The organism is Bacteroides cellulosilyticus DSM 14838, from assembly GCF_000158035.1.
In the GTDB taxonomy this organism is placed as follows: domain Bacteria; phylum Bacteroidota; class Bacteroidia; order Bacteroidales; family Bacteroidaceae; genus Bacteroides; species Bacteroides cellulosilyticus.
In genome coordinates this window covers 1295703-1321206 of sequence record NZ_EQ973491.1, presented here as the reverse complement: position 1 = coordinate 1321206, position 25504 = coordinate 1295703, and the positions used below count along the sequence as shown (strand labels likewise).

At 42.7% G+C, this 25504-nt stretch carries 21 protein-coding genes, 3 tRNA genes and 1 pseudogene; 9 read left to right on the top strand and 16 right to left on the bottom strand.

The window, feature by feature from the left end:
- Nucleotides 1-86: 86 nt before the first annotated feature.
- A complete protein-coding gene (locus BACCELL_RS27465; protein ID WP_007213280.1) occupies nucleotides 87-260 on the bottom strand; it encodes a hypothetical protein in 174 nt (57 codons plus the stop codon).
- Nucleotides 261-1134: 874 nt separating this feature from the next.
- Here BACCELL_RS27465 and BACCELL_RS17440 point away from each other — a divergent pair.
- The gene (locus BACCELL_RS17440; protein ID WP_007213279.1) at nucleotides 1135-2193 is read left to right on the top strand and encodes a hypothetical protein; all 1059 of its coding nucleotides are present in this window, start codon (nucleotides 1135-1137) and stop codon (nucleotides 2191-2193) included.
- Nucleotides 2194-2320: 127 nt separating this feature from the next.
- On the opposite strand, the pseudogene BACCELL_RS17435 reads toward BACCELL_RS17440, so the two are convergent.
- Nucleotides 2321-2755: pseudogene (locus BACCELL_RS17435) on the bottom strand (Arm DNA-binding domain-containing protein); the annotation flags it as partial.
- A 302-nt stretch (nucleotides 2756-3057) separates the two neighbouring features.
- Nucleotides 3058-3142, bottom strand: a tRNA-Ser gene (locus BACCELL_RS17430).
- Nucleotides 3143-3552: 410 nt separating this feature from the next.
- Here BACCELL_RS17430 and pflB point away from each other — a divergent pair.
- Both pflB and pflA read left to right on the top strand, forming a co-directional pair.
- A complete protein-coding gene (pflB, locus tag BACCELL_RS17425) occupies nucleotides 3553-5781 on the top strand; it encodes a formate C-acetyltransferase (protein ID WP_007216038.1) in 2229 nt (742 codons plus the stop codon).
- Between the two features lies 1 nt (nucleotide 5782).
- On the top strand, nucleotides 5783-6508 hold the full coding sequence (pflA, locus tag BACCELL_RS17420) for a pyruvate formate-lyase-activating protein (protein ID WP_022209762.1): 726 nt from the start codon (nucleotides 5783-5785) through the stop codon (nucleotides 6506-6508).
- Between the two features lie 116 nt (nucleotides 6509-6624).
- Here pflA and BACCELL_RS17415 read toward each other — a convergent pair whose 3' ends face one another.
- Nucleotides 6625-7932 carry a porin family protein gene (locus BACCELL_RS17415; protein WP_007213275.1) on the bottom strand — a complete coding sequence of 436 codons (1308 nt, stop codon included), beginning with the start codon at nucleotides 7930-7932 and terminating at the stop codon, nucleotides 6625-6627.
- 15 nt (nucleotides 7933-7947) lie between these two features.
- On the bottom strand, nucleotides 7948-8496 hold the full coding sequence (locus BACCELL_RS17410) for an RNA polymerase sigma factor (protein ID WP_007213274.1): 549 nt from the start codon (nucleotides 8494-8496) through the stop codon (nucleotides 7948-7950).
- A 177-nt stretch (nucleotides 8497-8673) separates the two neighbouring features.
- On the opposite strand from BACCELL_RS17410, the gene BACCELL_RS17405 reads away from it, so the two are divergent.
- Entirely contained in the window at nucleotides 8674-9369 is a 696-nt protein-coding gene (locus tag BACCELL_RS17405; protein ID WP_007213273.1) for a NigD1/NigD2 family lipoprotein, read from the top strand.
- Between the two features lie 127 nt (nucleotides 9370-9496).
- Here the strand turns inward: BACCELL_RS17405 and BACCELL_RS17400 are convergent, their stop codons facing one another.
- The 4 genes from BACCELL_RS17400 to BACCELL_RS17385 are packed head-to-tail and all read right to left on the bottom strand — an operon-like array spanning nucleotide 9497 to nucleotide 13683.
- Nucleotides 9497-10513 (bottom strand): zinc-binding alcohol dehydrogenase family protein, encoded by a 1017-nt coding sequence (locus BACCELL_RS17400; protein WP_007213272.1) that lies wholly within the window; start codon nucleotides 10511-10513, stop codon nucleotides 9497-9499.
- A 23-nt stretch (nucleotides 10514-10536) separates the two neighbouring features.
- Nucleotides 10537-11796 carry an L-fucose:H+ symporter permease gene (gene fucP / locus BACCELL_RS17395; RefSeq protein WP_007213271.1) on the bottom strand — a complete coding sequence of 420 codons (1260 nt, stop codon included), beginning with the start codon at nucleotides 11794-11796 and terminating at the stop codon, nucleotides 10537-10539.
- Between the two features lie 15 nt (nucleotides 11797-11811).
- Nucleotides 11812-12735 (bottom strand): amidohydrolase family protein, encoded by a 924-nt coding sequence (locus tag BACCELL_RS17390; protein ID WP_007213270.1) that lies wholly within the window; start codon nucleotides 12733-12735, stop codon nucleotides 11812-11814.
- A 15-nt stretch (nucleotides 12736-12750) separates the two neighbouring features.
- Nucleotides 12751-13683, bottom strand: a complete 933-nt coding sequence (locus tag BACCELL_RS17385; protein WP_007213269.1) for an aldo/keto reductase — start codon at nucleotides 13681-13683, stop codon at nucleotides 12751-12753.
- 181 nt (nucleotides 13684-13864) lie between these two features.
- On the opposite strand from BACCELL_RS17385, the gene BACCELL_RS17380 reads away from it, so the two are divergent.
- Nucleotides 13865-14881: a LacI family DNA-binding transcriptional regulator gene (locus BACCELL_RS17380; protein WP_007213268.1), complete on the top strand. Its 1017-nt coding sequence runs from the start codon at nucleotides 13865-13867 to the stop codon at nucleotides 14879-14881.
- 21 nt (nucleotides 14882-14902) lie between these two features.
- Here BACCELL_RS17380 and BACCELL_RS17375 read toward each other — a convergent pair.
- Both BACCELL_RS17375 and BACCELL_RS17370 read right to left on the bottom strand, forming a co-directional pair.
- Nucleotides 14903-14990: transfer RNA gene (locus tag BACCELL_RS17375), tRNA-Ser, on the bottom strand.
- 58 nt (nucleotides 14991-15048) lie between these two features.
- Nucleotides 15049-15133: transfer RNA gene (locus BACCELL_RS17370), tRNA-Ser, on the bottom strand.
- 113 nt (nucleotides 15134-15246) lie between these two features.
- On the opposite strand from BACCELL_RS17370, the gene BACCELL_RS17365 reads away from it, so the two are divergent.
- Both BACCELL_RS17365 and BACCELL_RS17360 read left to right on the top strand, forming a co-directional pair.
- Nucleotides 15247-17772, top strand: coding sequence for an endonuclease MutS2 (locus tag BACCELL_RS17365; protein WP_007213267.1), 2526 nt, complete (start codon nucleotides 15247-15249; stop codon nucleotides 17770-17772).
- Nucleotides 17773-17782: 10 nt separating this feature from the next.
- Entirely contained in the window at nucleotides 17783-18994 is a 1212-nt protein-coding gene (locus tag BACCELL_RS17360; RefSeq protein WP_007216032.1) for an L-serine ammonia-lyase, read from the top strand.
- A gap of 105 nt (nucleotides 18995-19099) precedes the next feature.
- Here the strand turns inward: BACCELL_RS17360 and BACCELL_RS17355 are convergent, their stop codons facing one another.
- The 5 genes from BACCELL_RS17355 to BACCELL_RS17335 form a co-directional block, all read right to left on the bottom strand.
- Nucleotides 19100-19603 carry a PepSY-like domain-containing protein gene (locus tag BACCELL_RS17355; protein ID WP_007213265.1) on the bottom strand — a complete coding sequence of 168 codons (504 nt, stop codon included), beginning with the start codon at nucleotides 19601-19603 and terminating at the stop codon, nucleotides 19100-19102.
- A 12-nt stretch (nucleotides 19604-19615) separates the two neighbouring features.
- Nucleotides 19616-20053: a PepSY-like domain-containing protein gene (locus BACCELL_RS17350; RefSeq protein ID WP_007213264.1), complete on the bottom strand. Its 438-nt coding sequence runs from the start codon at nucleotides 20051-20053 to the stop codon at nucleotides 19616-19618.
- Nucleotides 20054-20151: 98 nt separating this feature from the next.
- On the bottom strand, nucleotides 20152-21441 hold the full coding sequence (locus tag BACCELL_RS17345) for a sensor histidine kinase (RefSeq protein ID WP_007213263.1): 1290 nt from the start codon (nucleotides 21439-21441) through the stop codon (nucleotides 20152-20154).
- On the bottom strand, nucleotides 21438-22115 hold the full coding sequence (locus BACCELL_RS17340) for a response regulator transcription factor (RefSeq protein WP_007213262.1): 678 nt from the start codon (nucleotides 22113-22115) through the stop codon (nucleotides 21438-21440). Before BACCELL_RS17340 ends, BACCELL_RS17345 begins: the two co-directional genes overlap by 4 nt.
- A gap of 47 nt (nucleotides 22116-22162) precedes the next feature.
- Nucleotides 22163-22711: a DUF4738 domain-containing protein gene (locus BACCELL_RS17335; RefSeq protein ID WP_007213261.1), complete on the bottom strand. Its 549-nt coding sequence runs from the start codon at nucleotides 22709-22711 to the stop codon at nucleotides 22163-22165.
- Nucleotides 22712-23087: 376 nt separating this feature from the next.
- Here BACCELL_RS17335 and BACCELL_RS17330 point away from each other — a divergent pair, with 376 nt between their 5' ends.
- Nucleotides 23088-24713, top strand: coding sequence for an NHL repeat-containing protein (locus tag BACCELL_RS17330; RefSeq protein WP_007213259.1), 1626 nt, complete (start codon nucleotides 23088-23090; stop codon nucleotides 24711-24713).
- Nucleotides 24714-24723: 10 nt separating this feature from the next.
- On the top strand, nucleotides 24724-25504 hold a 781-nt coding region (locus BACCELL_RS26910; protein ID WP_007213258.1), incomplete at its 3' end, for a YncE family protein.

Here is a 25504-nt window from a genome sequence, read left to right as displayed (position 1 = left end):
AGTCATAGAACAATCCCCTGCCAGCACAAACAGTCACTTGCTAATAGGGGATATTTCTTTTTTCGGCTATGGGTAAACGGCATTGTTTACTTAATAACGTCTTTAAAAACCGTATCCATCACTTCGTAATGGTCGCCGTCGTGGAGACTTAATGCATCGACGAAACTGTTTAAGGTACGAATGGTATCCAAACGATGCTCCGTGCTTTGGGCTTCAGCATAAATCAATACATCTATTGCCGTAGTCAGATGTCCTTTCAATTCCTGTGTGCGAATAAATCTTGAATCGCCAATAAATAGAAAAGTTCATTTTTGTCGGCAGATTTCACGATGCCTTGCAGGGCTGTTGCTTGTAGTTCCATATAGGTTATTAAATGACGTAACGCTATCGATCACGAATCCGAGGCATCGTCAAACGCCCAAAACAAGATGAACCGGCAGGTTACGTCAAGATATAACCTATCCAGTTCATTTAATTTTGCTTTTTGAAATTGGCGATTTCCGGATCGCAGTAAACGAACAAATTGCAACTGAATGGGGATATTTTGGCGTTTACCGTGATTCAACGTATTACCAGGATAAGCCCGTTTTTATTCGTAGCGTTGCGCTTCAAATAAAATAATACCTTGAATGTCGATTTCATACTCTACAATTTTTAATGGTTACAAACTTATTTCATAAAGAGCAGTTTATCGATATACAAAATGCTGTCAATCAGTGCAATCGCGTCCGAAAAACTAACTTTTTTTCGGGCTAAGAGAGACTGAATCTAAATTTTCCATTACATTTGCTGTCGGAATCCTTTGAATAAGGCTTGTTTCTCAGCACTTTAAAAAACTCCTAAAACCAACTCCGTTATCAGAAACAAAGTAACGTGATAGTAATGCAACTCCGATTTAACTTGGCTTTTTTGCGGTTTCCGTTGGCTTTCAACTTTTGGCTCTTTGTCTGCTAAATCCTTTGTTTACAACCTTCTTGCGTTCATCTGCTCTCATTCTCATTTTTTATCCTTATCTTTGCAGACGATATAAATCCTGTATTACAGTTTGATTGTTATTACTGTAGTTATATATTGAAGGGGTAAAATTCCTGCATATATCAGGATGAAAAGATTCACACTTTAAGATATTATTTTATGAATTTTCACGATAAAGTCAGAAAAATATGGAAAGACCCTGTGATAAGCAAGGTTATTGCAGCTGGTATAACTTTTGCTTTGGGAGGATTGTTTTTTTTACTCTCAAATCTTAATTGGAATGAGGAAATTAAAGACCCTTGCTTTTGGGTTATTAGTTTGATTTCCTTAATCGTTTTAGGAATTTTCATATATTACATTCTAAACTATATAATTCTTCGTGATGAGATAAAAGCAGAACTTTCAAGTGAAAAAATAGAAGACAATACAATCATGGAAAATGACACAGAGAATGTTAATGAATCGATTAAAGATAATCCAGAGGAAACTGCCATTGCAAATGAGGAAGAACTACATAAACCATATAATTGGCTTGATTCAGATATTTTATTCTCTGAATGTATAGCACAAACATTTCCGGGAGATAGGGATATTGTCTGGTATGATTCATCTGTTGCAGTTCAAAGACTTAATCTTTTCTTTGAAAACATTCGAAAGCAAGAACCTACAGGTGATGCTGTTTGGTGGAGAAGAGGTAATCAAGCTTTTTCTGTCAAGGATGCCGAGATTTTGGATGTTGATAAAATATTCTTAGGAAATGATAGATTTAAAATATCTCGAATGGCAGTTTTTGTTTCTCCGAGCTATTATAAGCATTTCATTTATGTCGAAGCGGACGCCGAGTCTCCAACTGGATTACATTCAGAAATAACAGCAACTTATATTGAAAATGGCAAAGAAAGACGAGGTTATGTACATGAGGAATATGGAGAATTCAATGGTAGGCTTATTTCTCGACAAGAGTATGATGATGGAGCTTCCGTTTATGAAAACATTGTTGTTCAACATAATGGTAAGGCTAAATTAAGAGTAAGGTATTTAACAAAGGTGAATTTTGTCCTTACACCTAAAAATTCGCCGTATAACAATAAAAAGTTTGACAGAGGATCAGTTGAGTTGTTTAATGATGCTTTGTATTCAGGAAAAAATATCCATAAACTATTTGAGTTCATGGATACTTTTCAAAAATCTGATATGCCGGGGAGCAGATATGAATAAATCAATAAGTTAAATTTATATTTATTATTCTCCCAGTTGTAACAAATGTACCAACTCCAGATCATTCTTTATCCTTTCCAGTCCATCTGCAACAATCTGTTTCGTTTCCTCTCTTATTCGGTTATACCTCCATCCTACGATAACACCTATCATATTTAGCTAATGTAGCTGCACTCTTACTGATACCTACTAACTTTTGTGCATCATCATTATGCTTTTTGAATAATTCCAATAGTGTTTGTTGTTTAATAGTATATCCTAGGAAAGCATTTCTTACTTTCTCCGCAGTAACAAATGATTCATGCATTTCAATATCACGATAGTGGTTTTTCAGGGAAGTACGTATATCTTCCAACAAATCATTCAACTGACGTGCCTTTACGGGGTTACCTGCCGCCTTACCTTGCTTAATGTCCCATGCCTTAGGATCAATATTCAATTTAGAGCTAAATTGAGATACCTCACCACCTACTGTCAGTCTGACCATTATGCAGACTGTACCATCTTTGTTCACTTGATTTTTTCTAATGTAGAAAAGAATCTTAAAAGTACTTTTGCTCATATACGTTGTTCTTTTTATGTCCGTTACAATAGGAATCTTACTTCCCGTTGCAAAGGAACGATTAACAATTCGTGTATGAACAGACATCTAAGAGACAACGAGCGACAAATCAGCGACTTACAGTTAAAATCGTTACTATTTTTATTGGCTGATTTTCAGTAACGATTTAGTAACACTACTTTGTCCAAACAGGGCATTTTCATGTCTTTCACTTGTCCAAGCACAAACATAAAAGAGTCCCGTAAAACCTTGATTTTACGGGACTTGTCTTTGCTTTTCCGTCATTTGTCTTTGACGTTTCGCGGAGAGACAGGGATTCGAACCCCGGGTACCTCGCAGTACAACGGTTTTCAAGACCGCCGCAATCGACCACTCTGCCACCTCTCCAAAAACTTCTCTTTCAAGAAGTGCTTTTCTCTTAAAGCGATGCAAAAGTACTATTCTTTTTTGATATCACAAATATTTCAGCACAAAAATATTATTTCTACGATATTTTATAATCGCAGCGCAGTTGACGCAGCCCTATGCCTGAAATAATCCATATGTATATTTTGTAAAATAACAGAAAAGTATCAACTTCGCTATCAACCTACCATTTTACCAATAAATTAGTAAAAGAGTGCAGGTAATGAACACAAAAAAGCCGACTTTACCGGTAACTCCTATACCTAACAATAGTTATTTTATGTCGTACAACATAAAAACCGAGTATTCATGCACTGCTATGTGGAAAAAAGATAGTAATTTTGCAGTCCTTATTAGGATAACAACCATTACCCACTAACAAAATGAATATTATGGAATTGAACAAAACCTTTATCGACGGGCTTTGGAGCAAAGAAATCAATGTCAGTGATTTCGTGAGTAAAAATATCGCGCCTTATACTGGAGACGCTTCTTTCCTGCAAGGACCTACCGAACGTACCAAACATATTTGGGAGCTTTGCCTCAAAGCACTCGAAGAAGAAAGAGCTAACAACGGAGTACGTTCTCTCGACCCCCACACTGTATCAACTATTACTTCACACCAGGCCGGCTATATAGATAAGGAGAATGAACTTATCGTTGGTTTGCAGACAGACGAGCTATTGAAACGTGCCATCAAACCATTCGGTGGTATCAATGTAGTAGCTAAAGCTTGCCGCGAAAACGGTGTAGAAGTAGATGATAAAGTAAAGGATATCTTTACCCATTATCGCAAGACACACAATGACGGCGTATTCGACGTATATACTGAAGAAATCCGCTCATTCCGTTCATTGGGTTTCCTCACCGGACTTCCCGATAACTATGCCCGCGGACGTATCATCGGTGATTACCGGCGTCTGGCACTTTACGGTATCGACCGCCTCATCGAAGCCAAAATGGAAGATTTACACAATCTGACCGGTCCGATGACTGATGACCGTATTCGCCTGCGCGAAGAAGTGGCAGAGCAGATCAAGGCTTTGAAAGATATTAAGATAATGGGCGAATATTACGGACTCGATCTTAGTCGCCCGGCTACTTCCGCACAGGAAGCTGTACAATGGGTGTACATGGCTTATCTGGCCGCTGTAAAAGAACAAGACGGTGCAGCTATGTCTCTGGGTAACGTTTCTTCGTTCCTCGACATCTTTATTGAATATGACCTGGCACACGGTAAAATCAATGAAACATTTGCCCAGGAGCTGATCGACCAGTTCGTTATCAAACTCCGCATGGTACGCCATCTGCGTATGCAGTCATACAACGATATCTTTGCCGGAGACCCGACCTGGGTAACGGAAGCCATTGGCGGACGTTTCAACGACGGACGCGTAAAGGTAACAAAGACTTCCTTCCGCTTCCTGCAAACATTGTATAACCTCGGTCCTTCTCCCGAACCGAACCTGACCATACTTTGGGGACCTGAACTCCCTGAAGGTTTCAAGGAATTCTGCGCACAAGTATCCGTAGACACCAGCTCCATCCAATACGAAAATGATAACCTGATGCGCGAAGTACGTAACTGCGACGACTATGGTATCGCATGTTGTGTATCCTATCAGGCTATCGGCAAGCAGATACAGTTCTTCGGGGCACGTGCCAACCTGGCAAAAGCCTTGTTGCTTGCCATCAACGGCGGACGTTGCGAAAATACCGGTACTGTCATGGTAAAAGGTATTCCCGTATTGACCGGTGAAACATTGAAGTTCGAGGAAGTAATGTCGAACTATAAGAAAGTTCTGACCGAAATTGCCCGTGTCTACAACGAGGCAATGAACATCATCCACTTCATGCACGATAAGTATTATTACGAAAAGGCTCAGATGGCATTTATCGATACGAATCCACGCATCAATCTGGCTTATGGTGTAGCCGGTCTTTCCATTGCCATCGACTCACTGTCAGCCATCAAGAATGCAAAGGTTACAGCCCGTCGCAACGACATCGGCTTGACGGAAGGTTTCGATATCGACGGTACATTCCCATGTTTCGGTAATAATGACGACCGTGTGGACCACCTCGGGGTAGACTTGGTATATTATTTCAGCGAAGAACTGAAAAAGTTGCCCGTTTACAAGAATGCCCGTCCTACCCTTTCATTGCTGACAATTACTTCTAATGTAATGTACGGTAAGAAAACAGGTGCTACTCCTGACGGACGTGCCAAAGGTGTAGCTTTCGCCCCGGGTGCCAACCCGATGCACGGACGCGATAAGAACGGTGCCATCGCATCACTGAGCTCCGTAGCCAAGTTGCGTTATCGTGACTCACAGGACGGTATCAGTAATACATTCTCTATCGTCCCGAAATCTCTCGGTCCGACACCGGAAGATCGTGTTGAAAACCTGGTAACAATGATGGACGGTTACTTTACTAAAGGTGCACACCACCTGAACGTAAACGTGCTGAACCGTGAAATGTTGGAAGATGCCATGGAACATCCGGAGAAGTATCCGCAACTCACAATTCGTGTTTCCGGCTATGCTGTGAACTTCGTGAAACTGAGCCGCGAGCATCAGTTAGAAGTTATCAGCCGTAGTTTCCACGAAAGAATGTAATATGATAAACGTACACTCCTACGAAAGTATGGGAACATTCGACGGGCCGGGTCTCCGGCTCGTCGTTTTCCTGCAAGGCTGTCCGTTCCGTTGTCTGTATTGTGCCAACCCGGATACAATAGATGCAAAAGGGGGGACACCTACCCCACCGGAAGAAATTCTGCAAATGGCTATCAGCCAGAAAGTATTTTTCGGAAAAAAGGGTGGCATCACATTCTCGGGTGGTGAGCCTACATTACAGGCCGAAGCGCTTATACCTCTGTTCAAAGATTTGAAAGCAAACGGCATTCACATCTGCCTGGATACCAATGGCGGCATCTGGAATGAAAAAGTTGAAGAACTAGTGAGTCTGACGGATTTAGTGCTGCTGGATCTCAAAGAATTCAATCCCGAACGCCATAAGAAGCTGACCGGATGCAGCAATACAAAAACTTTACATACGGCAGCTTGGTTGGAGGAACAGAACCGACCTTTCTGGCTACGCTATGTATTAGTACCGGGATATAGTGATTTTGAGGAAGACATTCGCAGTTTAGGCGAACATCTCGGCCAATATAAAAGTATACAGCGGGTAGAAATTCTTCCTTATCATCGTCTGGGCGTGCATAAGTACGAAGCTATGGGATGGGATTACCAATTGAAAGAAGTAAAAGAAAATACTCCCGAACAACTGGAACGTGCAGAAAAGTTATTCAAGGAATACTTTGAAACGGTTATAGTAAACTAAGAAATAAGAATAAAAGGGACGGGTGATAACAAAAAATGTAATACTGCATTACATATATTGTTATCACCCGTTACATATATAGTCATTTCCTTTTGAAGGAAACGGTTATGTACTGATTAGTAAGTCAGACGGATACCTGCCTGCAACGTAAAGTTCGTCGGGTTCTCCTTTCGTATAGTCTCTATCGGAGAGCCATCGTCAAAGAAATAGGAAACACCGGGCTCTACATATATTCCCACTCTATTACTAATATTATATTGAGCACCTACCGCACCCATTACAGACAATTGCACGGGTTTCACCGTTTCCTTTTCGCTTCCTACCTTACCATAGACACACTTCTCTATTGCACCACCAGCAGATACATACACTGTGAAACGTTTGTCATTAACGAAACTCCAGTTCGCACGCACCGGAATACCGATATAGTGCAGTTTTTGATCTGTTTTTTCCGAACTATTTTCATAAGTTATTTCAGATGACAACATCGTATAAGTCACACCGGTTTCCACAGAAAAGTTTTTCGGCAATGCTTTTCGTACCGATAAGCCGAAACTAAGAGGTTGCTTATGCTTGATATTTTTAACCTGACGGGTATTTTTCCGCAGATAAGGTACTCCACCTTCAAATACCAGTTCCTGTCCTTCAGGAATATCCAGAATACCACTGGAAACATTCGGTAAATCCAGTTTATCACTAAACATAGGAGTTGAATTCGGACTTGACTGCATGCCACCATTTGCATTATCCAGTGTCGCAAGTGCTCCTGTATTTCCTACAGACATGCCAACCGCCCAACCTTTATTTCCGGTAGATGATTTCTTTTCAGTAGGCAAATGGAGTTTATCTCTGCCGGAAGGACGATATACTTCGCGTTCTTTCTTTTCCGGAATCGAAGATGAAGTTTCCGTTTCCTTTGCCTGTTCCGTTTTTCCCGTTTCTTCTGTCACATTTGAATTCAAATCTGAATTCACTATTTCTTCTTGCCGGTTCACGTTTACTTCCTGAACATTGCTTTCTGTTTCCAAATGCTGCGCTACAAGAGTTTGATGACGAGAATCCCCTTGTTCAATTACTCGCCGGATAACAGGTTCCGGCTGTTCTCCTTGAGTATCCGGCTTTGTCTGTTCCGGCAATACATCAGGTATCGTTGCCAGAGCCGGTTCAGCTGCACGACGCACCTCGTCCACTACCGGACTTTGCAGCAACCACAAGCTAACAGACGATACAGCCACCAGCACAACTGCCGCAGCCGTCATCGCCCAACGACGGAACATGATCTGTTTCTTCTTCCCTACAGACATGGGTGCGGAGGCAGGCAATACCTTCTCCAACCGTTCCCAGCCGGTATCAGGCAACGGTTCGGAATAATCATCCAGCCGCTCCTTTATCTTTTTCAACCATAATTCATCATCTTTCATCATACGTCCTTTCCTTCATTAAGCATTGTTCTTCATCCACTCTCGCACTTTTGTAGCCAAAGTAGCTTTAGCACGTGTCAGCTGCGAAGCCGATGACTTCTCATTAATACCCAGCATCTGGGCAATTTCCTTATGAGACTTTTCTTCAAATATATATAAGTTGAATACGGTGCGATAACCGGCAGGTAATTCACTGATAAACTGCATCAGCACCTTCTGAGGAATAGTTTCCACTGTCGAAGCATCGGGTTCCTCGTACGTTTCGGGTACGTTGTCCAGCCCCTCCGACTGGTTTATTACATCATTCTTGCGCAAGTATTGCAGCGCCGTATTCACCATAACACGCTCCATCCACGCCCGCAAGGATCCATCACCTCGCCAAGTGAATTTATCAAAAGAATCGAAGAGCTTCAGGAAACCATCGTGCATGAGGTCCTCTGCTGTATCACGGTCACCCGCATAACGAAGACACACGCTGAGCATCCGCCCTGCATAGCGCTCGTACAGCTCCTTCCTGGCAAGGTTGTCGCCTTGCCTGCACCGTCCTGCCAGTTCCTGTTCTTCCATTCTTTCCTTTGACACGTGTTTACCTTATAAATGCGGCAAAGATAGAAATACTGCACGTAGCGAACAAGAAATTAACTCTTTTGTTTCTTTAACAGTCCTTTATGCAGTATTTACCCTCCCATTGCATTTTTTGAATACATGTAGAAAATAAGATTAACACCCAAAAAACAACAATTGATGAAGAAGCTGAGATTTTATTCGGTAGTATTTACATTTGCACTTTTAATAATACCGATGTTACAGTCTTGTCTGAATGATGATGACGAAAATCGTGGTACTCGTTTCACAATCGGTACTATAGAAGTTATAGGAGAAAAGGAATACTTTTTTAATCTGGATGACGGTGATAAGATGTATCCCAGTGATACTACTTACATCCATAACTACACAGTGGAAAACAACCAACGTGTATTTATTCATTTCCTTCCATTGGAAGAAGATATCCCGGGCTATGACTATAATGTGAAACTTATCCAACTTGAGAACATACTGACAAAAGATATTATTCCACTTACCGAGGAAACGGCTGACAGCATCGGTAATGACCGTATCAATGCTACCTCATTATGGATTACGGGAAATTATCTGAACATAGAACACCAGTTCTTCCACAGCAATAATCCAGATAAGAAGCACATGCTGAACCTGGTCATAAATGAAACAGCCAAGACACCTGATCCGGAAGACGAGTATTTCACTTTGGAATTCCGGCACAATGCCTATAACGATGAACAACGTACGCCGGGTTGGGGAATCGTATCATTCAGACTGGATAAAATAGCCAAGCAATTGACAGGAAAGAAAGGATTAAAAATAATCGTCAATACGATTTATGACGGAAAACAAACCTATACGATAGATCTGAAAAAATAGTAAAATAGGATTAAACAATAAGAGACCAACCTAAACTGACCGATTGAAAACGGAGAGGGTGCATTCCTACAGTGAATACACCCTCTTTTACTTTAAAAAAGCCTTATTTAAAAGACCTTGAAATCTCTTATAACTGTACAAGGATACGGAATACTTTTCCAGGATTAGCCGCCCACTCCGTCATAGCTTCCAATGCATCTTCAGGTACTGCTACCTTCGTTATTAATTCTTCTACCGGGCAAGTTCCTGCCTTCATATAGTTGATGACCGCACGAAAGTCGGCCGGCAATGCATTTCTGGAACCACGTATATCCAATTCTTTCTGGACAAAATACTTCGTCTGGAAAGCGACTTCACTTTTCGCATAACCAATGCAAACGACACGCCCTGAAAAAGCAACTTCATCCACAGCCATTACATAAGTCACAGGACTACCGACAGCTTCAATCACAACATCAGCTCCAAAACCTTCCGTAATCTCTTGAATCCGGCTATGCACATCTTCCGTTTTAGAATTAACCGTATGAGACGCTCCCATTCTCCGAGCCAGCTCCAACTTCTCATCATCCAAGTCCACAGCAATAACAATGGCACCTCTAAGAGCGGCACGAACAATAGCACCTATACCAATCATACCGCAACCGATGACCATCACATATTCATTGTCAATCACCTGACCGCGCGAAACGGCATGAAATCCCACACTCATCGGCTCAATCAAGGCACAATCACGCGGAGAAATATCACCTGCCGGAATAATTTTAGTCCAGGGCAATACAGCATACTCACACATCACGCCATTCCGCTGCACTCCCAATGTTTCATTATGTTCGCAGGCATTGACACGACCATTGCGGCACGAGGCACATTTACCACAATTAGTATATGGATTCAGAGTCACATTCATTCCTTTTTCAAAACCTACCGGAACATCCGGACCTATTTCTTCAATTACCGCACCTACTTCATGCCCTGGCACTACAGGCAATTTTACCATCGGATTACGCCCCAGGAAGGTGTTCAAATCGGAACCGCAGAAACCCACATATTTAATTCTCACTAACACCTCACCGGCACCAACCACCGGTTTTTCAAGTTCAACCACCTTCATTTCAGAGGGGTTGACTATTTGAACTGCTTTCATTTTATATATTTGAAATTAATTGTTTAATCAATAACCTTATAACCTTTCCAGCCATAGTAGGCACAGAATATAAAGCAAATCATCGGTACACAGTAAGCTGCATAATAAATGTGCTCATTGGCGTGCATGAAATAAGCCGTCAACTGAGGGAGACAGGCATTACCGACAATAGCCATCACGAGAAAAGCCGAACCACTTTTTGTCTGGTCACCCAATCCCTTCAGAGCCAGAGAGAACTGGGTAGGATACATAATAGACATGAAAAAAGAGATAGCCAGCATAGCATATAATCCTACCATACCTCCCCAAATCATTACCACTCCGCACAAAAGAATATTCATTAAGGAATAAACCAACAACATATCCTGCGGACGGAATTTCACCATCAGTCCTGTACCAATCCAGCGCCCTACAAGGAAAGCAAGCATATAAAGTCCGAAGAAAGTTGTTGCGGTTTCTTCCGGAAGTCCTGCATAAGAACAGCAATAGACAAGGAATAAACTGTTGATCGCTGTCTGCCCGCCATTATAAAAGAACTGCGCAATTACCCCCCAACGCAAGTGTGAATGTTTCAGTACACCAAAGTCAATCAACTTTTCTTTCTTTGAACCGGAAGAAGGAGTCTTACTTTCATCTCCTATCTGCGGCAATTTGGAAAATATGAACACCACTGCTATAATCACCAACAGCAAGGCCAGCATCAGATAAGGGAACTTCATTGCATCCGTCTCTACTTGTATATAAGCCTGCCAGCCACCCGGATAATCTACGGGTAAAGTATCACGTGTATAATGCGTGCCACTCAGAATCAGTTTACTCAGAAACATAGCAGAGATAAAGGCGCCGAGTCCGTTGAAAGATTGTGCCAGATTCAACCGTCGCGGTGCTGTTTCGGGCGCCCCCAAAACGGTAACATACGGATTAGCAGCAGTCTCCAGGAAACACATACCGGTAGCTATGATAAAGAAAATGCAGAGATAGGCCCAATAGGCTTTCAACATGGCAGCCGGGAAAAAGAGCAAACCACCCAATGCCGCCAACAATAAACCGAAAATAATGCCTGCTTTGTAGCTATAACGCTTCATAAACATAGCTATCGGAATCGGGAAAATGAAGTAAGCAAGCCAATAGGCAGTTTCGGTAAATGACGCCTCAAAGGTGTTCAGTTCACAGGTTTTCATCAACTGCCGTATCATTGTCGGGAGCAGATTGCTGCTAATTGCCCAAAGGAAAAAAAGGCAGAAGACCAGCGCCAAAGGTATCGTATAAGTATTTTTTTTCATGGTATTATTATCTTCTTATTCAGACATGTTTTTGATATATGGCAATACAGGAAGATCAGTAAATCCATAGAATTTCCGGGCATTTTCTCCAAGGAACAGCCTTTTTTCATCTTCTTGCAAATCGGGTGATTTCACTATAAAATCATACGACATTTTGTAAGTGATTGCGGTAATAGTACGCGGATAATCCGATCCCCACATCAGTTTCTTCATCCCGACCAGTTCGGCAGCTTTCCGTATAGCTTTTACTGCTCCCTTAAAAGGATAGAACTCATCATTGAAAAGCCAGGTTATTCCTCCTGATTCAATCATCACATTGGGATGAAGAGCCAGCCGTATCTGTTCTTCCCAATCCGGACGTGTCACCATTCCGAAATGCCCGATAGCAATTCTCAACCGGGGACACTCCTGAATGACCTCCTGCATCTCGGGAACTTGCGTTGCTCCGTCCGCCAAGTCTATGGAAAGCATCACATCCCGCTCTTCCATATATCGGAACATCTGCATCATTTCCTCACTATTCAGCATCACCCGTCCCTCTGTAAGCAACAGGCGTTGAGCCGGAATTTTAATAGCTTTGAAACCTCTTGCAATGAGTTCTTTTGCCTGTGCCAGAAACCCGGGCTTACGGAACTCACACATTCCGCAAACAAAGAAGCGATCAGGATAACGAGAAATAACTTCTGCCAGATATTCATTCTGAATACCATCAATAAATTCCTGTGTAATAACAGCAGCAGCCACTTGCGCATAGTCCATGTTCGACAGGAAAACTTCTGCACTATTCACCCCGTCCATCATAAAGGGAGGAACCATTTGGCGGATTTCTCCCATAAACAACGAACGTCCATTATCCAGTGTACGAATGGGAAACCCATCCACCACCGTATCTTGCCGCAACCATAGATGGGCATGGGCATCAATTATTGTATAGTCCATATAGACAGCTATATTTTAAGAATTAGCCCAACTTACGCGTTGCTGTTCCCCAATAATTTCCTGTACTTCATGCACCAGCGCCCAGTCAATCGGCTCTTCAATAAAAGAGACATTCTTTTTCACATTCAGCGGATTGGCTGTACTGAACAATGTAGTCGCAATCCGAGGATTACTAACAGAGAACTGCATAGCTAATTTCTCAATAGGATAATTCTTTGCTTTACAGTATTCCATTGCTTTGCGACAAGCATCCACCAAAGGTTCTGGAGCTGGATGCCATGCAGGAACACCCCGTTCACTCAACAATCCCATGGATAGCGGAGAAGCATTTATCACGCCTATTCCTTTCGATTCAAAATAATCAAGAAAATCCGCTAACTTGTCATCGCACAGGCAATAATGGCAGAAATTGAGTATAGATTCTACCGTACCACTGGGTGAGTGATCAATTACCCATTTCAGGTTTTCAAGTTGCAAGTCAGTGATTCCGACATGTCCGACAACTCCTTTTTCACGCAATTCTACCAATGCCGGCAATGTCTCATTAACAACCTGGTTCAGATCAGCAAACTCAATATCGTGTACATTAATCAAATCGATAAAGTCGATATTCAGACGTTCCATGCTCTCATATACGCTTTCTACCGCACGTTTTGCAGAGTAATCCCAAGTATTGACACCATCTTTTCCATAACGTCCCACTTTGGTAGAAAGATAATACCGGTCACGTGGTATGTCTTTCAAAGCCTTTCCTAAAACAGTCTCTGCTTTATAATGCCCATAATAAGGGGAAACATCTATAAAATTCATGCCCGATTCGACAGCAGTAAACACAGCCTCAATTCCTTCTTTCTCTTTAACATCATGGAAAACCCCTCCTAAAGAAGAAGCTCCAAAACTGAGAGATGATACTTTCATCCCTGTCTTTCCGATTTCATGGTATTGCATAACTAATTAAATTTAAAAGTTTTTAGATGCGACAAAAATAGGGTAAGAATAATTTCAAGACAGCATATAAGAAGCGAAAACAATACGTAATGGTTTACGTAAAAAAAACATCCTTCCATACCCTCTTTTATCGGGGAATGTGTTTTCTTTGTAAATGAATCTAATATAGCTGACTTAAGAAATGGAATACCGGAAACATACTTCATTAAAAGATCTCGCCCAAGCATTAGGCGTATCCATTCCCACTGTATCCAGGGCACTAAAAGACAGCCCTGAAATTAGCAGTGAGCTTTGCGCTAAAGCCAAGAAGCTGGCAAAAGAAATGAATTACCGTCCCAATCCTTTTGCCATGAGCCTGCGAAAGAATACCCCGCGTATCATTGGAGTTGTTGTACCGGATATCGTTACCCATTTCTTCGCATCCATCCTGAACGGGATAGAGAATATGGCAGTGGACAACGGATACTTTATCATCATCACCACTTCACACGAATCCTACGAATATGAAAAAAGGAATATTGAGAATTTAGTCAATATGCGGGTAGAGGGTATCATTGCCTGTCTGTCCCAAGAAACTACAGATTATACTCATCTTGCTGCCCTGAAGGATATTAATATGCCACTCATCCTCTTCGACCGTGTTTGCCTGACCGACCAGTTTTCTTCGGTAGTAGCAGATGGAGTGCAATCGGCACAAATGGCTACCCAACATTTATTGGATACTGGTAGTAAACGAGTGGCTTTCATAGGAGGAGCTAACCATTTGGATATTGTGACAAGAAGAAAACACGGTTACCTGGAAGCTCTCCGTGACAATCATATTCCCATTGAAAAAGAACTGGTAATCTGTCGGAAAATAGATTATGAAGAGGGCAAAATAGCAACGGAAGCTTTGTTATCCCTTCCTCAACCTCCCGATGCCATTCTTGCCATGAATGACACATTAGCCTTTGCCGCCATAGAAGTTATTAAAAGTCACGGCCTTCGCATTCCGGAAGATATAGCTATCATCGGTTATACAGACGAACAACATGCCAACTATGTAGAACCGAAACTATCGGCAGTATCACATCAGACCTATAAAATGGGAGAAACGGCTTGTCGTTTATTAATAGACCAAATCAAAGGGGATAGAACAGTCAGACAAGTAATCATTCCGACAAATCTGCAAATCAGGGAAAGTAGTAGAAAGAAATAATAAAAACGGTTTATCAACCTGCGGAGAGACGGGGATTCGAACCCCGGATACCCTTTAGGGGTATACACGCTTTCCAGGCGTGCCTCTTCAACCACTCGAGCATCTCTCCTTGTATATTCCGGTAAGTATTTTCAATAAAAAAGCAGCCATTATTTAGCTGCTTTTAGCGGAGAGACAGGGATTCGAACCCCGGGTACCTCGCAGTACAACGGTTTTCAAGACCGCCGCAATCGACCACTCTGCCACCTCTCCAAACTCCTCTTTCAAGAAGTGCTTTTCTCTTAAAGCGGTGCAAAGGTACAAATCATTTTTAAATCTACAAACTTCCTGCTATTTTTTTCACGAATAAATCGTACTTTTGCAACATGATATACCCGCAGAACTTTGAATATAAAATAGGTTTCGACCAAATACGCCAGTTACTAAGTGAAAAATGCCTTAGTACGCTAGGCGCCGAACGAGTTACCGATATGGCATTCTCCGATCACTTTGAGGAAGTGGAGGAGCGCCTGAACCTCGTGACTGAATTTGTACGCATTATACAGGAAGAAGACAACTTCCCCGCACAGTATTTTTTCGACGTCCGTCCATCCCTCAAACGGATACGCGTTGAAGGAATGTATCTGGACGAACAGGAACTTTTCGACTTACGCCGTTCGCTGGAAACGATACGGGACATCGTACGCTTTCTGGAAAAAGAAGATATGGAGGAGGAAGATTCCCCCTACCCTTGCCTTCGGAATCTCGCCAAAGATATCCTGGCATTCCCGCAATTGATCCAGAAGATAAATAATATACTTTCACCGTACGGAAAGATAAAAGACAATGCTTCATCCGAACTGGCACGTATTCGCCGGGAATTGACAAACACCATGAACAGTATTTCCCGTTCATTGAATGGTATCCTGCGCAACGCCCAATCCGAAGGTGTGGTAGACAAAGATGTTACTCCTACTATGCGTGACGGACGTTTGGTAATTCCGGTTGCTCCGGGGCTGAAACGGAAGATAAAAGGTATCGTGCATGATGAATCGGCAAGTGGAAAAACCGTGTTCATAGAACCTGCCGAGGTAGTGGAAGCCAACAATCGTATCCGTGAACTGGAGGGAGATGAGCGTAGAGAGATTATCCGTATTCTGGTGGAATTCTCCAATCTGCTGCGTCCTTCTATTCCCGAGGTATTGCAGTCTTACGAATTCCTTGCCGAGATAGACTTTATCCGTGCCAAGAGCTTGTTTGCCCTGCAAATATCCGGTATAAAACCCGCACTTGAGAATACGCGCTTACTGGATTGGACCATGGCAGTCCATCCATTACTGCAACTCTCCCTCTCCAAACATGGGAAAAAGGTAGTTCCCCTCGATATAGAACTAACCGAGAAACAGCGCATATTGATTATATCCGGTCCAAACGCCGGTGGTAAGTCCGTTTGTCTCAAAACAGTAGGGTTATTACAGTATATGCTGCAATGTGGGATGCTCATTCCCATGCATGAACGCAGCCATGCGGGTATTTTCAGCAGCATATTCATTGATATAGGTGACGAGCAATCCATTGAAGATGATTTGAGTACTTATTCTTCTCATCTTACCAATATGAAGATAATGATGAAGAACTGCAATGAACGTAGCCTCATCCTGATCGATGAATTCGGCGGCGGAACAGAACCGCAAATCGGTGGTGCCATAGCCGAAGCTGTACTGAAACGTTTCAACCAAAAGTTAACTTTCGGTGTTATTACTACACACTACCAGAATCTGAAGCACTTTGCCGAAGACCATGAGGGGGTAGTAAATGGAGCTATGTTATATGACCGCCACCTGATGCAGGCCTTATTCCAACTTCAGATCGGTAACCCCGGAAGTTCATTTGCCGTAGAAATAGCCAGAAAGATCGGTCTTCCGGAAGATGTGATTGCTGACGCATCCGAAATTGTGGGCAGTGAATACATCAATGCTGATAAATACCTGCAAGACATTGTACGTGACAAGCGATATTGGGAAGGCAAACGCCAGACCATCCGCCAACGCGAGAAACATATGGAAGACACCATCGCCCGTTATCAGGCAGAAATGGAAGATTTACAAAAATCTCGCAAGGAGATTATTAAAAAAGCCAAGGAAGAAGCAGAACAACTGGTACAAGAGGCCAATGCCCGAATTGAGAATACCATCCGTACCATTAAGGAAGCACAGGCTGAAAAAGAAAAGACTCGCCAGGCACGCCAAGAGTTGACGGAATTCCGTCAATCGATGGAAGCTCTTGCCTCTAAAGAACAGGAGGAGAAAATAGCCCGTAAAATGCAGAAATTGCAGGAAAAGCAGAATCGTAAGAAAGAAAAGAAAACAAAAGATACTGATAACGGATTATCAGCACAGGAGCAGGCTGCGCAAAAAGCCAAGCAGGAAGCAGAGCGCCTGGCAAGCATTGTACCGGGAGCGATGGTGAAGATAAAAGGACAGAATTCAGTAGGCGAAGTCCTGGAAGTAAATGGAAAAAATGCCGTTGTAGCATTCGGTAGTATAAAGACTACCATTAAAGTGGAACGTCTGGAGCGTACAAACATTGTTCCGCAAAAGGTAGACAGTTCTACCAAGAGCACATTTGTTAGCAACCAGACGCAGGACAGTATGTACGAAAAGAAACTGAACTTCAAACAAGACATCGACGTACGCGGTATGCGGGGTGATGAAGCTTTGCAGGCAGTGACCTACTTTATTGACGATGCCATTCTTGTTGGGATGTCCCGCGTACGTATTCTTCACGGAACAGGCACGGGCATTTTGCGTACACTTATTCGCCAGTACCTGCAAACAGTTCCCGGTATCAGACACTTTGCCGATGAGCATGTGCAATTCGGCGGTGCAGGAATTACAGTTGTTGACCTATAAATAAAATAGTATGAAATCAATCAAAGAACTCTACCGTATCGGTACAGGGCCATCAAGCAGCCATACAATGGGCCCTCGCAAAGCTGCCGAGCTATTTCTGGAAAAACATCCGGAAGCCTCCTCATTTAAAGTTACTTTATACGGTAGCCTTGCCGCCACCGGTAAAGGGCATATGACTAATATAGCCATAACCGATACCCTGCAACCTGCCGCTCCGGTAGAAATCATCTGGGAACCGAAAATATTCCTGCCTTTTCATCCCAACGGGATGAAGTTCGTTTCTGTAAATGCAGCAGGCAATGAAACAGATTCATGGACAGTATTTAGCGTGGGCGGTGGTGCTTTAGCCGAAGAAAACGATGGTGCATCTTCCGTCAACACTCCTGATATCTACTCTATGAACCACATGACTGAGATTCTGCAATGGTGCGAAAAAACCGGAAAAAGTTATTGGGAATACGTTAAAGAATGTGAGGAAGAAGATATCTGGGATTACTTGCAAGAAGTTTGGAAAACCATGCAGGCAGCCGTTCGCCGCGGACTGGAACAGGAAGGCGTATTGCCCGGTCCATTGAACCTGCGTCGCAAAGCCTCTACTTATTATATACGCGCCAGCGGATACAAACAATCCCTGCAATCCCGTGGACTGGTATTTGCCTATGCCCTTGCCGTAAGTGAAGAGAACGCTTCAGGCGGAACCATAGTTACTGCACCTACCTGCGGTTCCTGCGGTGTAATGCCGGCAGTGTTATATCATTTGGCAAAGAGCCGCGATTTCAGCGATATCCGCATCCTCCGCGCACTTGCCACTGCCGGTCTTGTAGGAAACATTGTAAAGACAAACGCATCCATATCGGGAGCGGAAGTTGGATGTCAGGGAGAAGTGGGGGTAGCTTGTGCTATGGCCTCAGCCGCTGCCAATCAATTATTCGGTGGCAGTCCGGCTCAAATAGAATATGCAGCTGAAATGGGATTAGAGCATCATCTGGGAATGACCTGTGACCCGGTTTGCGGATTAGTACAGATCCCCTGTATCGAACGAAATGCCTATGCCGCCGCCCGTGCACTGGATGCCAACCTTTATTCCTCATTCACCGATGGAATGCACCGTGTATCTTTCGATAAGGTTGTAGAAGTAATGAAAGAAACCGGAAACGACCTGCCTTCACTCTATAAAGAAACCAGCGAAGGGGGATTGGCAAAAGATTACCGACCAATGTAATTGAGTTACAAGCTACGAGTTACAAGTTGCTGCGCTATGTCAGTCTTTGAACTGCTAAACGCTATCAAGCCGCAGGACTCTTGTAGCTCGTAGCTTGTAGCTTTCTCACTCTTCCGGTGGATAAATCGTATCATCCTTTCCCGTTACATTCACAGTATTCATCAGCCCTCCATCTTCCGAATAGAATAACTGATACTTCTGATTCCCCTGCTTCACTTCAATCACATATTGCATGGGTTGCAACGGATACAGCAAAAAATAATAATCATCTTGTACCCAGTTTGCATATTCGCTATTATTAAATGCAGTCTGGACAGCTCCGGGAACATCATTCCAGTATATTTCCGATTCTGTCATCCACCAGTTTCCATTGGCATCAAACCATATATCGGAATCTTTTCCGTCCAGCCAGCAATCGGCCACAAAATACGAGCTTTTCTGCTTCCAGTCTACGTCCGTAGCATTTGGATATTTCTGCTTCAAAGCCTGTGTTACAGCCTCCGGCACATTGATACTCTTATCATCGTCATCATCATCGCTGCATGCACTGAATGTCAATGCAGTCATGCACATCATCATCGCTAACATCAAGAATCTTGTTTTCATCATTTTCTCCCTCCATTAGTCATCCAAACTGACAAACTGTCCTTTCTTATTGAATTTCAAAGAGAAATCATTGGCAAGTTCCACCTCAATCCCCGTACTTTTACGCTCTATCTTAGTGATAATTTCATTAGGAAAATTAGCCTTTACGTAATCTTTTACAGAGGCTGGGATAAGGGCGGCAGGCACAGCATTCTTTTTACAGTCTACTTCCATCCAATTACCTTTCTTGTCGAAGTCAATCTCCGTGCGGTCAGTCAGTGTCACTTCATACTTCTTGGACAGGAACTCACTGTCTATCTTGATGTATGAAATCTGCGGTTTACTGAAATACTGATTGATAAAGTTACGCGCAGTCAATGGAAGTTCCTTTACGTCTTTGGTAATCACATCACCAGCAAAAGCGAACTGAACGGCTACGATAGCCAATACGAGAATAGATAAAACCTTCTTCATAATCGTTATTGTTTTTAAGTGTTACTAATTTATTTCCTATTTTTATTCACACTGCAAATAACGATACTGAATCGGGAAAGATTTGGGAATATTCGCCTTTAGCTTTTCTTTTGAGATTCTTTAACAAGCAAGAACAGATGCATTCCTTCCTGCCATTTATAAGTCAGACTGAGAGAGGCGGACAAAGCAATGGAACGGGCGATGGCAAGCCCCAAACCGGTAGAATCCTTCTTCCCATCAATACTGCGATAAAAACGCCGGAACAACTTTTCTCCATCCAACGGATGTTCACCACTGTTCATGATAGTAAGAGAAGAAGGCGTAGTCGCTATATGCAGTTCACCGCCTTCACGATTATGCACCAAAGAATTTTTCACCAAATTGGAAACCAAAATCTGTGCCAGGGAAAGGTTGCAGCGAATCACGAAAGGTTCCGTCTCTTTCGTACGTACCAGATGTATTTTCTTGCCTTCATATATATCCATCAAATCAGGCAATAGTTCATCCAAGACTTCATCTACCGAAACATCTTCTGTTTCGGTATATTGTCCGTTTTCAATACGGGAAAGCAACAACAAAGATTTATTCAGTCTGACAGCTCTGCCCAATGTAGTATATATTTCATCCAGCTCTTTCAACTGTTCTTCCGTCATCGACTCATTCTCCGCAAGCAACTCAATCTTGCCACGAACAATGGCAAGCGGTGTCTGCAACTCATGCGAAGCATTTTCTATAAACTGCTTCTGTTCCTCATACGCCTTATAACTACGGTTTCCCATATCCACAGCCGCATCACCCAACTGCTGAAATTCCCGTATCTTCGTCGGGTTGTCCAACACCGGAAGCTCCTTGCCCGGCTGAATTTGTTGCAGCCAGTTCAGCAGGCGATGCAACGGGCGAAATACACTTTGCAGTATCAGTCGTGTTCCGATGGATGTGCAAATCAAAAACAGCAGAAACAATGCTCCCAAATACCACAGGATAGCCTCCACCATATCATCACGCTCCAAGATGGAAATCATCAGTTCCAGTTCATAAAACTGCCCATCCGGCATACGGAAAGCCGTCTTTAGTACCCTCACCGGCTCATCTTCATCTTCGCTTTCTATATAGACAGTAGAGTCATAAAACTCTTCATCATAGTCCTCAGCTTCTTCTTCGGATATAGGCCGGAATTTGTAGAAAGACATCAATGTCCCCTCCGTATCAAGAATAGACGGGTCCATCAAGGCATTATTGATTAATATCTCACTGTAATTTTCAAGCGTATCATCCGTTTCATCCATCACTTCGTCAATAATGGCATAATAAAACAATACCCCCCATACCGCCATCAACAGCAATAGCAGCAATGAGAGTTTCCGATAGGTATAATGAAGCAGTTTCATACTTCAGAGAGTTTATAGCCAAAACCATATACTGCCTTCAGTTCTACGGTAGCCTCAGCTTGTTTCAGTTTACGACGAAGATTTTTCACTTGTGAGTAAATGAAATCCAATGAATCTACCTGGTCGATATTATCTCCCCACACAGACTCCGCAAGACTCATTTTATTAATAACGCGATCAGGATTGACTATAAAATAATAAAGCAGATCGAATTCTTTCCGGTTAAGTTGTAAAGGCACTCCTCCTACCTCTACCTGGCGCTTGTCAGGATACAGCAACAGATTTCCCATTGTAATGGAAACATCACCCTTTGCTTGTCGGCGGCGAATAACAGACTTCACCCGCGCATTGAGCTCGGCCAAATGGAAAGGCTTCGTAAGATAGTCATCAGCGCCCAATTCCAGCCCTTCCACCTTATCATCCAAAGAATCCTTGGCAGAAATAATCAACACACTGTCACTACGATGCAGGCGTTTGAGTTCGCGCAGCAAATCCAGACCGCTTCCACCAGGCAGCATAATGTCCAGCAGGATACAGTCATAATCGTAGTCATTCACTTTATCCAGTGCCGAAAAGTAATCGGCAGCAGTTTCCACAACGAAATGCTCTTTTACAAGGGAAATGCGGATCGTTTCCCGCAAATCCGGTTCATCTTCTACAATCAGGATTTTCATACCGGCAAAGGAAACTCATAAATTAGGAAACAATCTGGAATCTTTGATCAAATGCTGTCTGTTTCGTGCAAATCTTCCAGCAATTCTTCTTTCGCCAAGGATATTTTGCCATCGGCAGATACAGTAATCGATAGTGGAATGTAAAGGTCGGACTGCGGATAGCACACACTTGCCGCATAAACGATCCCCTGAGGTGTGGTCTTATCATACACCAGTCCCTCAAGGATAGAATGTTTCATGAACTTTGCATCCACTAACGAAGCAAAACTCTCTTTTGTAAACACCTTGTCAACAATAGACTTGCCGCCGGAAGTTATACGCAGAGTAATGCTGTTATCAACAAATTTATCTCCTTGTTCATTAATCACAACAGGTAAACTGTCATCCGGCCTGCGAACCACGCTCGATTGATATTCCTTACCTTTATACGTAAAACTGGTCTTACTATCAGATACCTGCATACGTTGCAAACCATTGGCATCCACACTGTCTTTCATCAGTACCTGTATATCTCCCCTATCCTCTTTTTTCTGAGAAGAACAAGCTGACAACAGCCACATCGCTATACATATCCAGAAGTAAAATACGTTTCTCATTCTACCATTTGTTTACAATTAACGGGAACAAAGGAACAAAAAGGGAGGCAAAAATGCAAGGGAAAAGCAAAAGAAATAAAAACGGGCGAAAATGTTCCGCCCGTTTCATAAAACTAATACCATACTATATTTTATTTATACCTATTGAATCTTGATGTTTATAAGACAACAGGAAAAACAAAAAGTTTAATAGGATCTTTCGTTTTAACATAAAAAAGGAATATAGCCCGATATACCCTATCGTCTGCATCAAAGCCCGGCATATTACACTAATAAAGGCCAACAACTTACGGTACCCGGCTTCATTGAATTTCATAAAGCGCTTCCCATAATTTCCGGAGACAAGGAATACACCACTGCTTCCGGAAAAACAATCGTGATCAAAGCTAATCCCCATATCAGTGCGGCAGATTTGACTTTACGCATCGACTGTGAAGATCCGCTTTATAAGAAAATGACCGATGTAATACCTCAGTATAAAGTTTCTTTCTCTGCCTATAGCCGCCAAGGAAGCTGGGCTTATCCGATACGCCCTGCCCATTGTCGGGAAGGCGTGGCTCTGATGTTAAACCTAGCATACGCATTCTCTTCACAGGAATTCGCAGACGAACTGGAGAAATACAGAGGAAAGCTACATAGCGATAATAATAAGACAGTCATCAATGTCGATCAATTGAAGCAGAAAGTACTAAACCACGGCGCATACCTTCTCGGACACGTCAGTGGTGTAAACGGTTTGGGTGGAGGCTACACTTTAGGTCTGGCAGAATGGTACTTTCTACAGCATTATCCCGATGATGAATACAACATACATACCGTCTTCCACGAAATAGGGCATTGCCTCGGATACGGGCACGACGGTAACATGACCTATGAGCAGACAGGTCCCGGATGGATCACCCTGGGACGTGCTGTCTATCTGAAGTTAGGTCAGGAGAAACGTCTCCCTGTTTACTCACGGCGTTTTATGCATACCCGTAAAAATGCGACTACCCTATACGGTAGTTCTAAATATGTAGGTTCCACATTCGTCATAGAAGATCCGGAACTGGATGCAATAGACGGCGGCCTCGGTTTTCATCCAGTAGAAGACAACGAAAACATTGCAGACGGTACCCCATTATCGGTGTCATTAAAATGGTCGGACGTGCCCGAAGCTACGGAAACGACTTTCAAACCTAAAGATGTTACAGCCTATCAGGATCGCATTTACATAGTTAATAATGCTACCGGAAACTATAGTATAGAAGTCTTCCAAGAGAAGAACGGGCAAGTAATCCATTGTGGACGTATCAGAAACTGGACACGCAACGGCACATCCGAAACTTTTGCCGGTGAACCCAATGGAATTACAGCCGCCCATGGCAAAATATATGTAACCAATACGAGTAGCCGGACAGATGTTTTTGATGCCACGACACTGAAATTTATAACATGTATCGGAAACGGACAATGGGGTGAAGGCAGCTATCAAACCGTACATGCTTTCGAAACTTTAGTAAAAAACGGTTGTGTATTCATCCGTGATAAAAGGCGTGTTTGCGTCTTTATGGAAAAAGATGTCATAGCGGATAATTGTATGCGCATACCGAACTACTGCCGTTTCAACAATGTAGGCGAAGTGATGGGAACATACGGAATGACAATAGATAAAGACAATATACTTTATACTACCCACATTGGTAAAAAGGAAATCTATGCCTATGATCTTACTACCATGCGTGAACAGAAAGTATTAAACCCGGTCCGCACCCTGAAGTTACCAACGCAAGCCTATGATGTGGTTTCCTGGGACGGTCGTATGTTTGTGACTTTAAATCAAAAGCCAGAATGTCTTGTAGAAATCAATCCCCAGGATGGAAGCATCTTAAAAGACTATTCTACCATAAACGGAAAGTCTTTTAGCAATCCGGAGAAAATAGCCCTGGCCCGCCAGACTCTCTTTGTGATAAACCGCGGAACAGGTACAGTGACAAGCATCCCATTAAATGAATTGAAGTAAGAAGAAAGAAATGAAGATAATATATATACTATTCGCAGGTTTATGCCTGCTTTCATGTGAAAAGACAAAGATAGAAGACGTTATCCGGGAAGTGGAACCGGACCAACCTTCATCCATACATTATTACTACTCATACAAAGCCGGAGAAGTGATTAATGCAGAAAAGCTTGGGTATGCTTCCGATGAATTCATGCCCGGTTGTACATATATATACGGTGACACCCTTTTCATTGCCAATACTCAAAACGGACATTTCAGCGTGGAATTATACAGTTTGTCCGCTCATCAGAAATTAGGTTCATTAAATACATGGACCTACAATGATGTAATGCAAACATTCGGTAATTACGTAGAGGCCATTTCCGTAGCTAATGAGAGGCTTTATCTCGCCAATATAAGCTCGTGCATTGATGTGTTTGATGTACATACACTGAAATTTATCACCCGAATCGGGAACCGTAACTGGGGGCATGGAAACACACAGTTGTTTCATACACATGCAATGGCTATTGTAGACGATTACATAATAGTGCGCATGAAAGATGGTCTGCAAGTAACCTTGCAAAGTGATGTGAGTGCGGAAAAATATCAGAATATAAATTACTACTCACGTGGAAGTCTGGATGGTTTCGATGTAAACAACGGATTTTATTCGCATCAGATGGCAGTAGATACAACCGGATTGGTATTTCTCGCCGATTACGGACAATACGGCAACCGGAAAATACATGTGATCGATACTACCCTTATCCAGAAGGGAAGCAATATCACAATGACTACCAGTCAGACGC

Coding starts and splice junctions, on each gene's coding strand:
- BACCELL_RS17440 (WP_007213279.1), top strand. CDS start 1,135: ATGAATTTTCACGATAAAGTCAGAAAAATATGGAAAGACCCTGTGATA.
- pflB (WP_007216038.1), top strand. CDS start 3,553: ATGGAATTGAACAAAACCTTTATCGACGGGCTTTGGAGCAAAGAAATC.
- pflA (WP_022209762.1), top strand. CDS start 5,783: ATGATAAACGTACACTCCTACGAAAGTATGGGAACATTCGACGGGCCG.
- BACCELL_RS17415 (WP_007213275.1), bottom strand. CDS start 7,932: ATGATGAAAGATGATGAATTATGGTTGAAAAAGATAAAGGAGCGGCTG.
- BACCELL_RS17410 (WP_007213274.1), bottom strand. CDS start 8,496: ATGGAAGAACAGGAACTGGCAGGACGGTGCAGGCAAGGCGACAACCTT.
- BACCELL_RS17405 (WP_007213273.1), top strand. CDS start 8,674: ATGAAGAAGCTGAGATTTTATTCGGTAGTATTTACATTTGCACTTTTA.
- BACCELL_RS17400 (WP_007213272.1), bottom strand. CDS start 10,513: ATGAAAGCAGTTCAAATAGTCAACCCCTCTGAAATGAAGGTGGTTGAA.
- fucP (WP_007213271.1), bottom strand. CDS start 11,796: ATGAAAAAAAATACTTATACGATACCTTTGGCGCTGGTCTTCTGCCTT.
- BACCELL_RS17390 (WP_007213270.1), bottom strand. CDS start 12,735: ATGGACTATACAATAATTGATGCCCATGCCCATCTATGGTTGCGGCAA.
- BACCELL_RS17385 (WP_007213269.1), bottom strand. CDS start 13,683: ATGCAATACCATGAAATCGGAAAGACAGGGATGAAAGTATCATCTCTC.
- BACCELL_RS17380 (WP_007213268.1), top strand. CDS start 13,865: ATGGAATACCGGAAACATACTTCATTAAAAGATCTCGCCCAAGCATTA.
- BACCELL_RS17365 (WP_007213267.1), top strand. CDS start 15,247: ATGATATACCCGCAGAACTTTGAATATAAAATAGGTTTCGACCAAATA.
- BACCELL_RS17360 (WP_007216032.1), top strand. CDS start 17,783: ATGAAATCAATCAAAGAACTCTACCGTATCGGTACAGGGCCATCAAGC.
- BACCELL_RS17355 (WP_007213265.1), bottom strand. CDS start 19,603: ATGATGAAAACAAGATTCTTGATGTTAGCGATGATGATGTGCATGACT.
- BACCELL_RS17350 (WP_007213264.1), bottom strand. CDS start 20,053: ATGAAGAAGGTTTTATCTATTCTCGTATTGGCTATCGTAGCCGTTCAG.
- BACCELL_RS17345 (WP_007213263.1), bottom strand. CDS start 21,441: ATGAAACTGCTTCATTATACCTATCGGAAACTCTCATTGCTGCTATTG.
- BACCELL_RS17340 (WP_007213262.1), bottom strand. CDS start 22,115: ATGAAAATCCTGATTGTAGAAGATGAACCGGATTTGCGGGAAACGATC.
- BACCELL_RS17335 (WP_007213261.1), bottom strand. CDS start 22,711: ATGAGAAACGTATTTTACTTCTGGATATGTATAGCGATGTGGCTGTTG.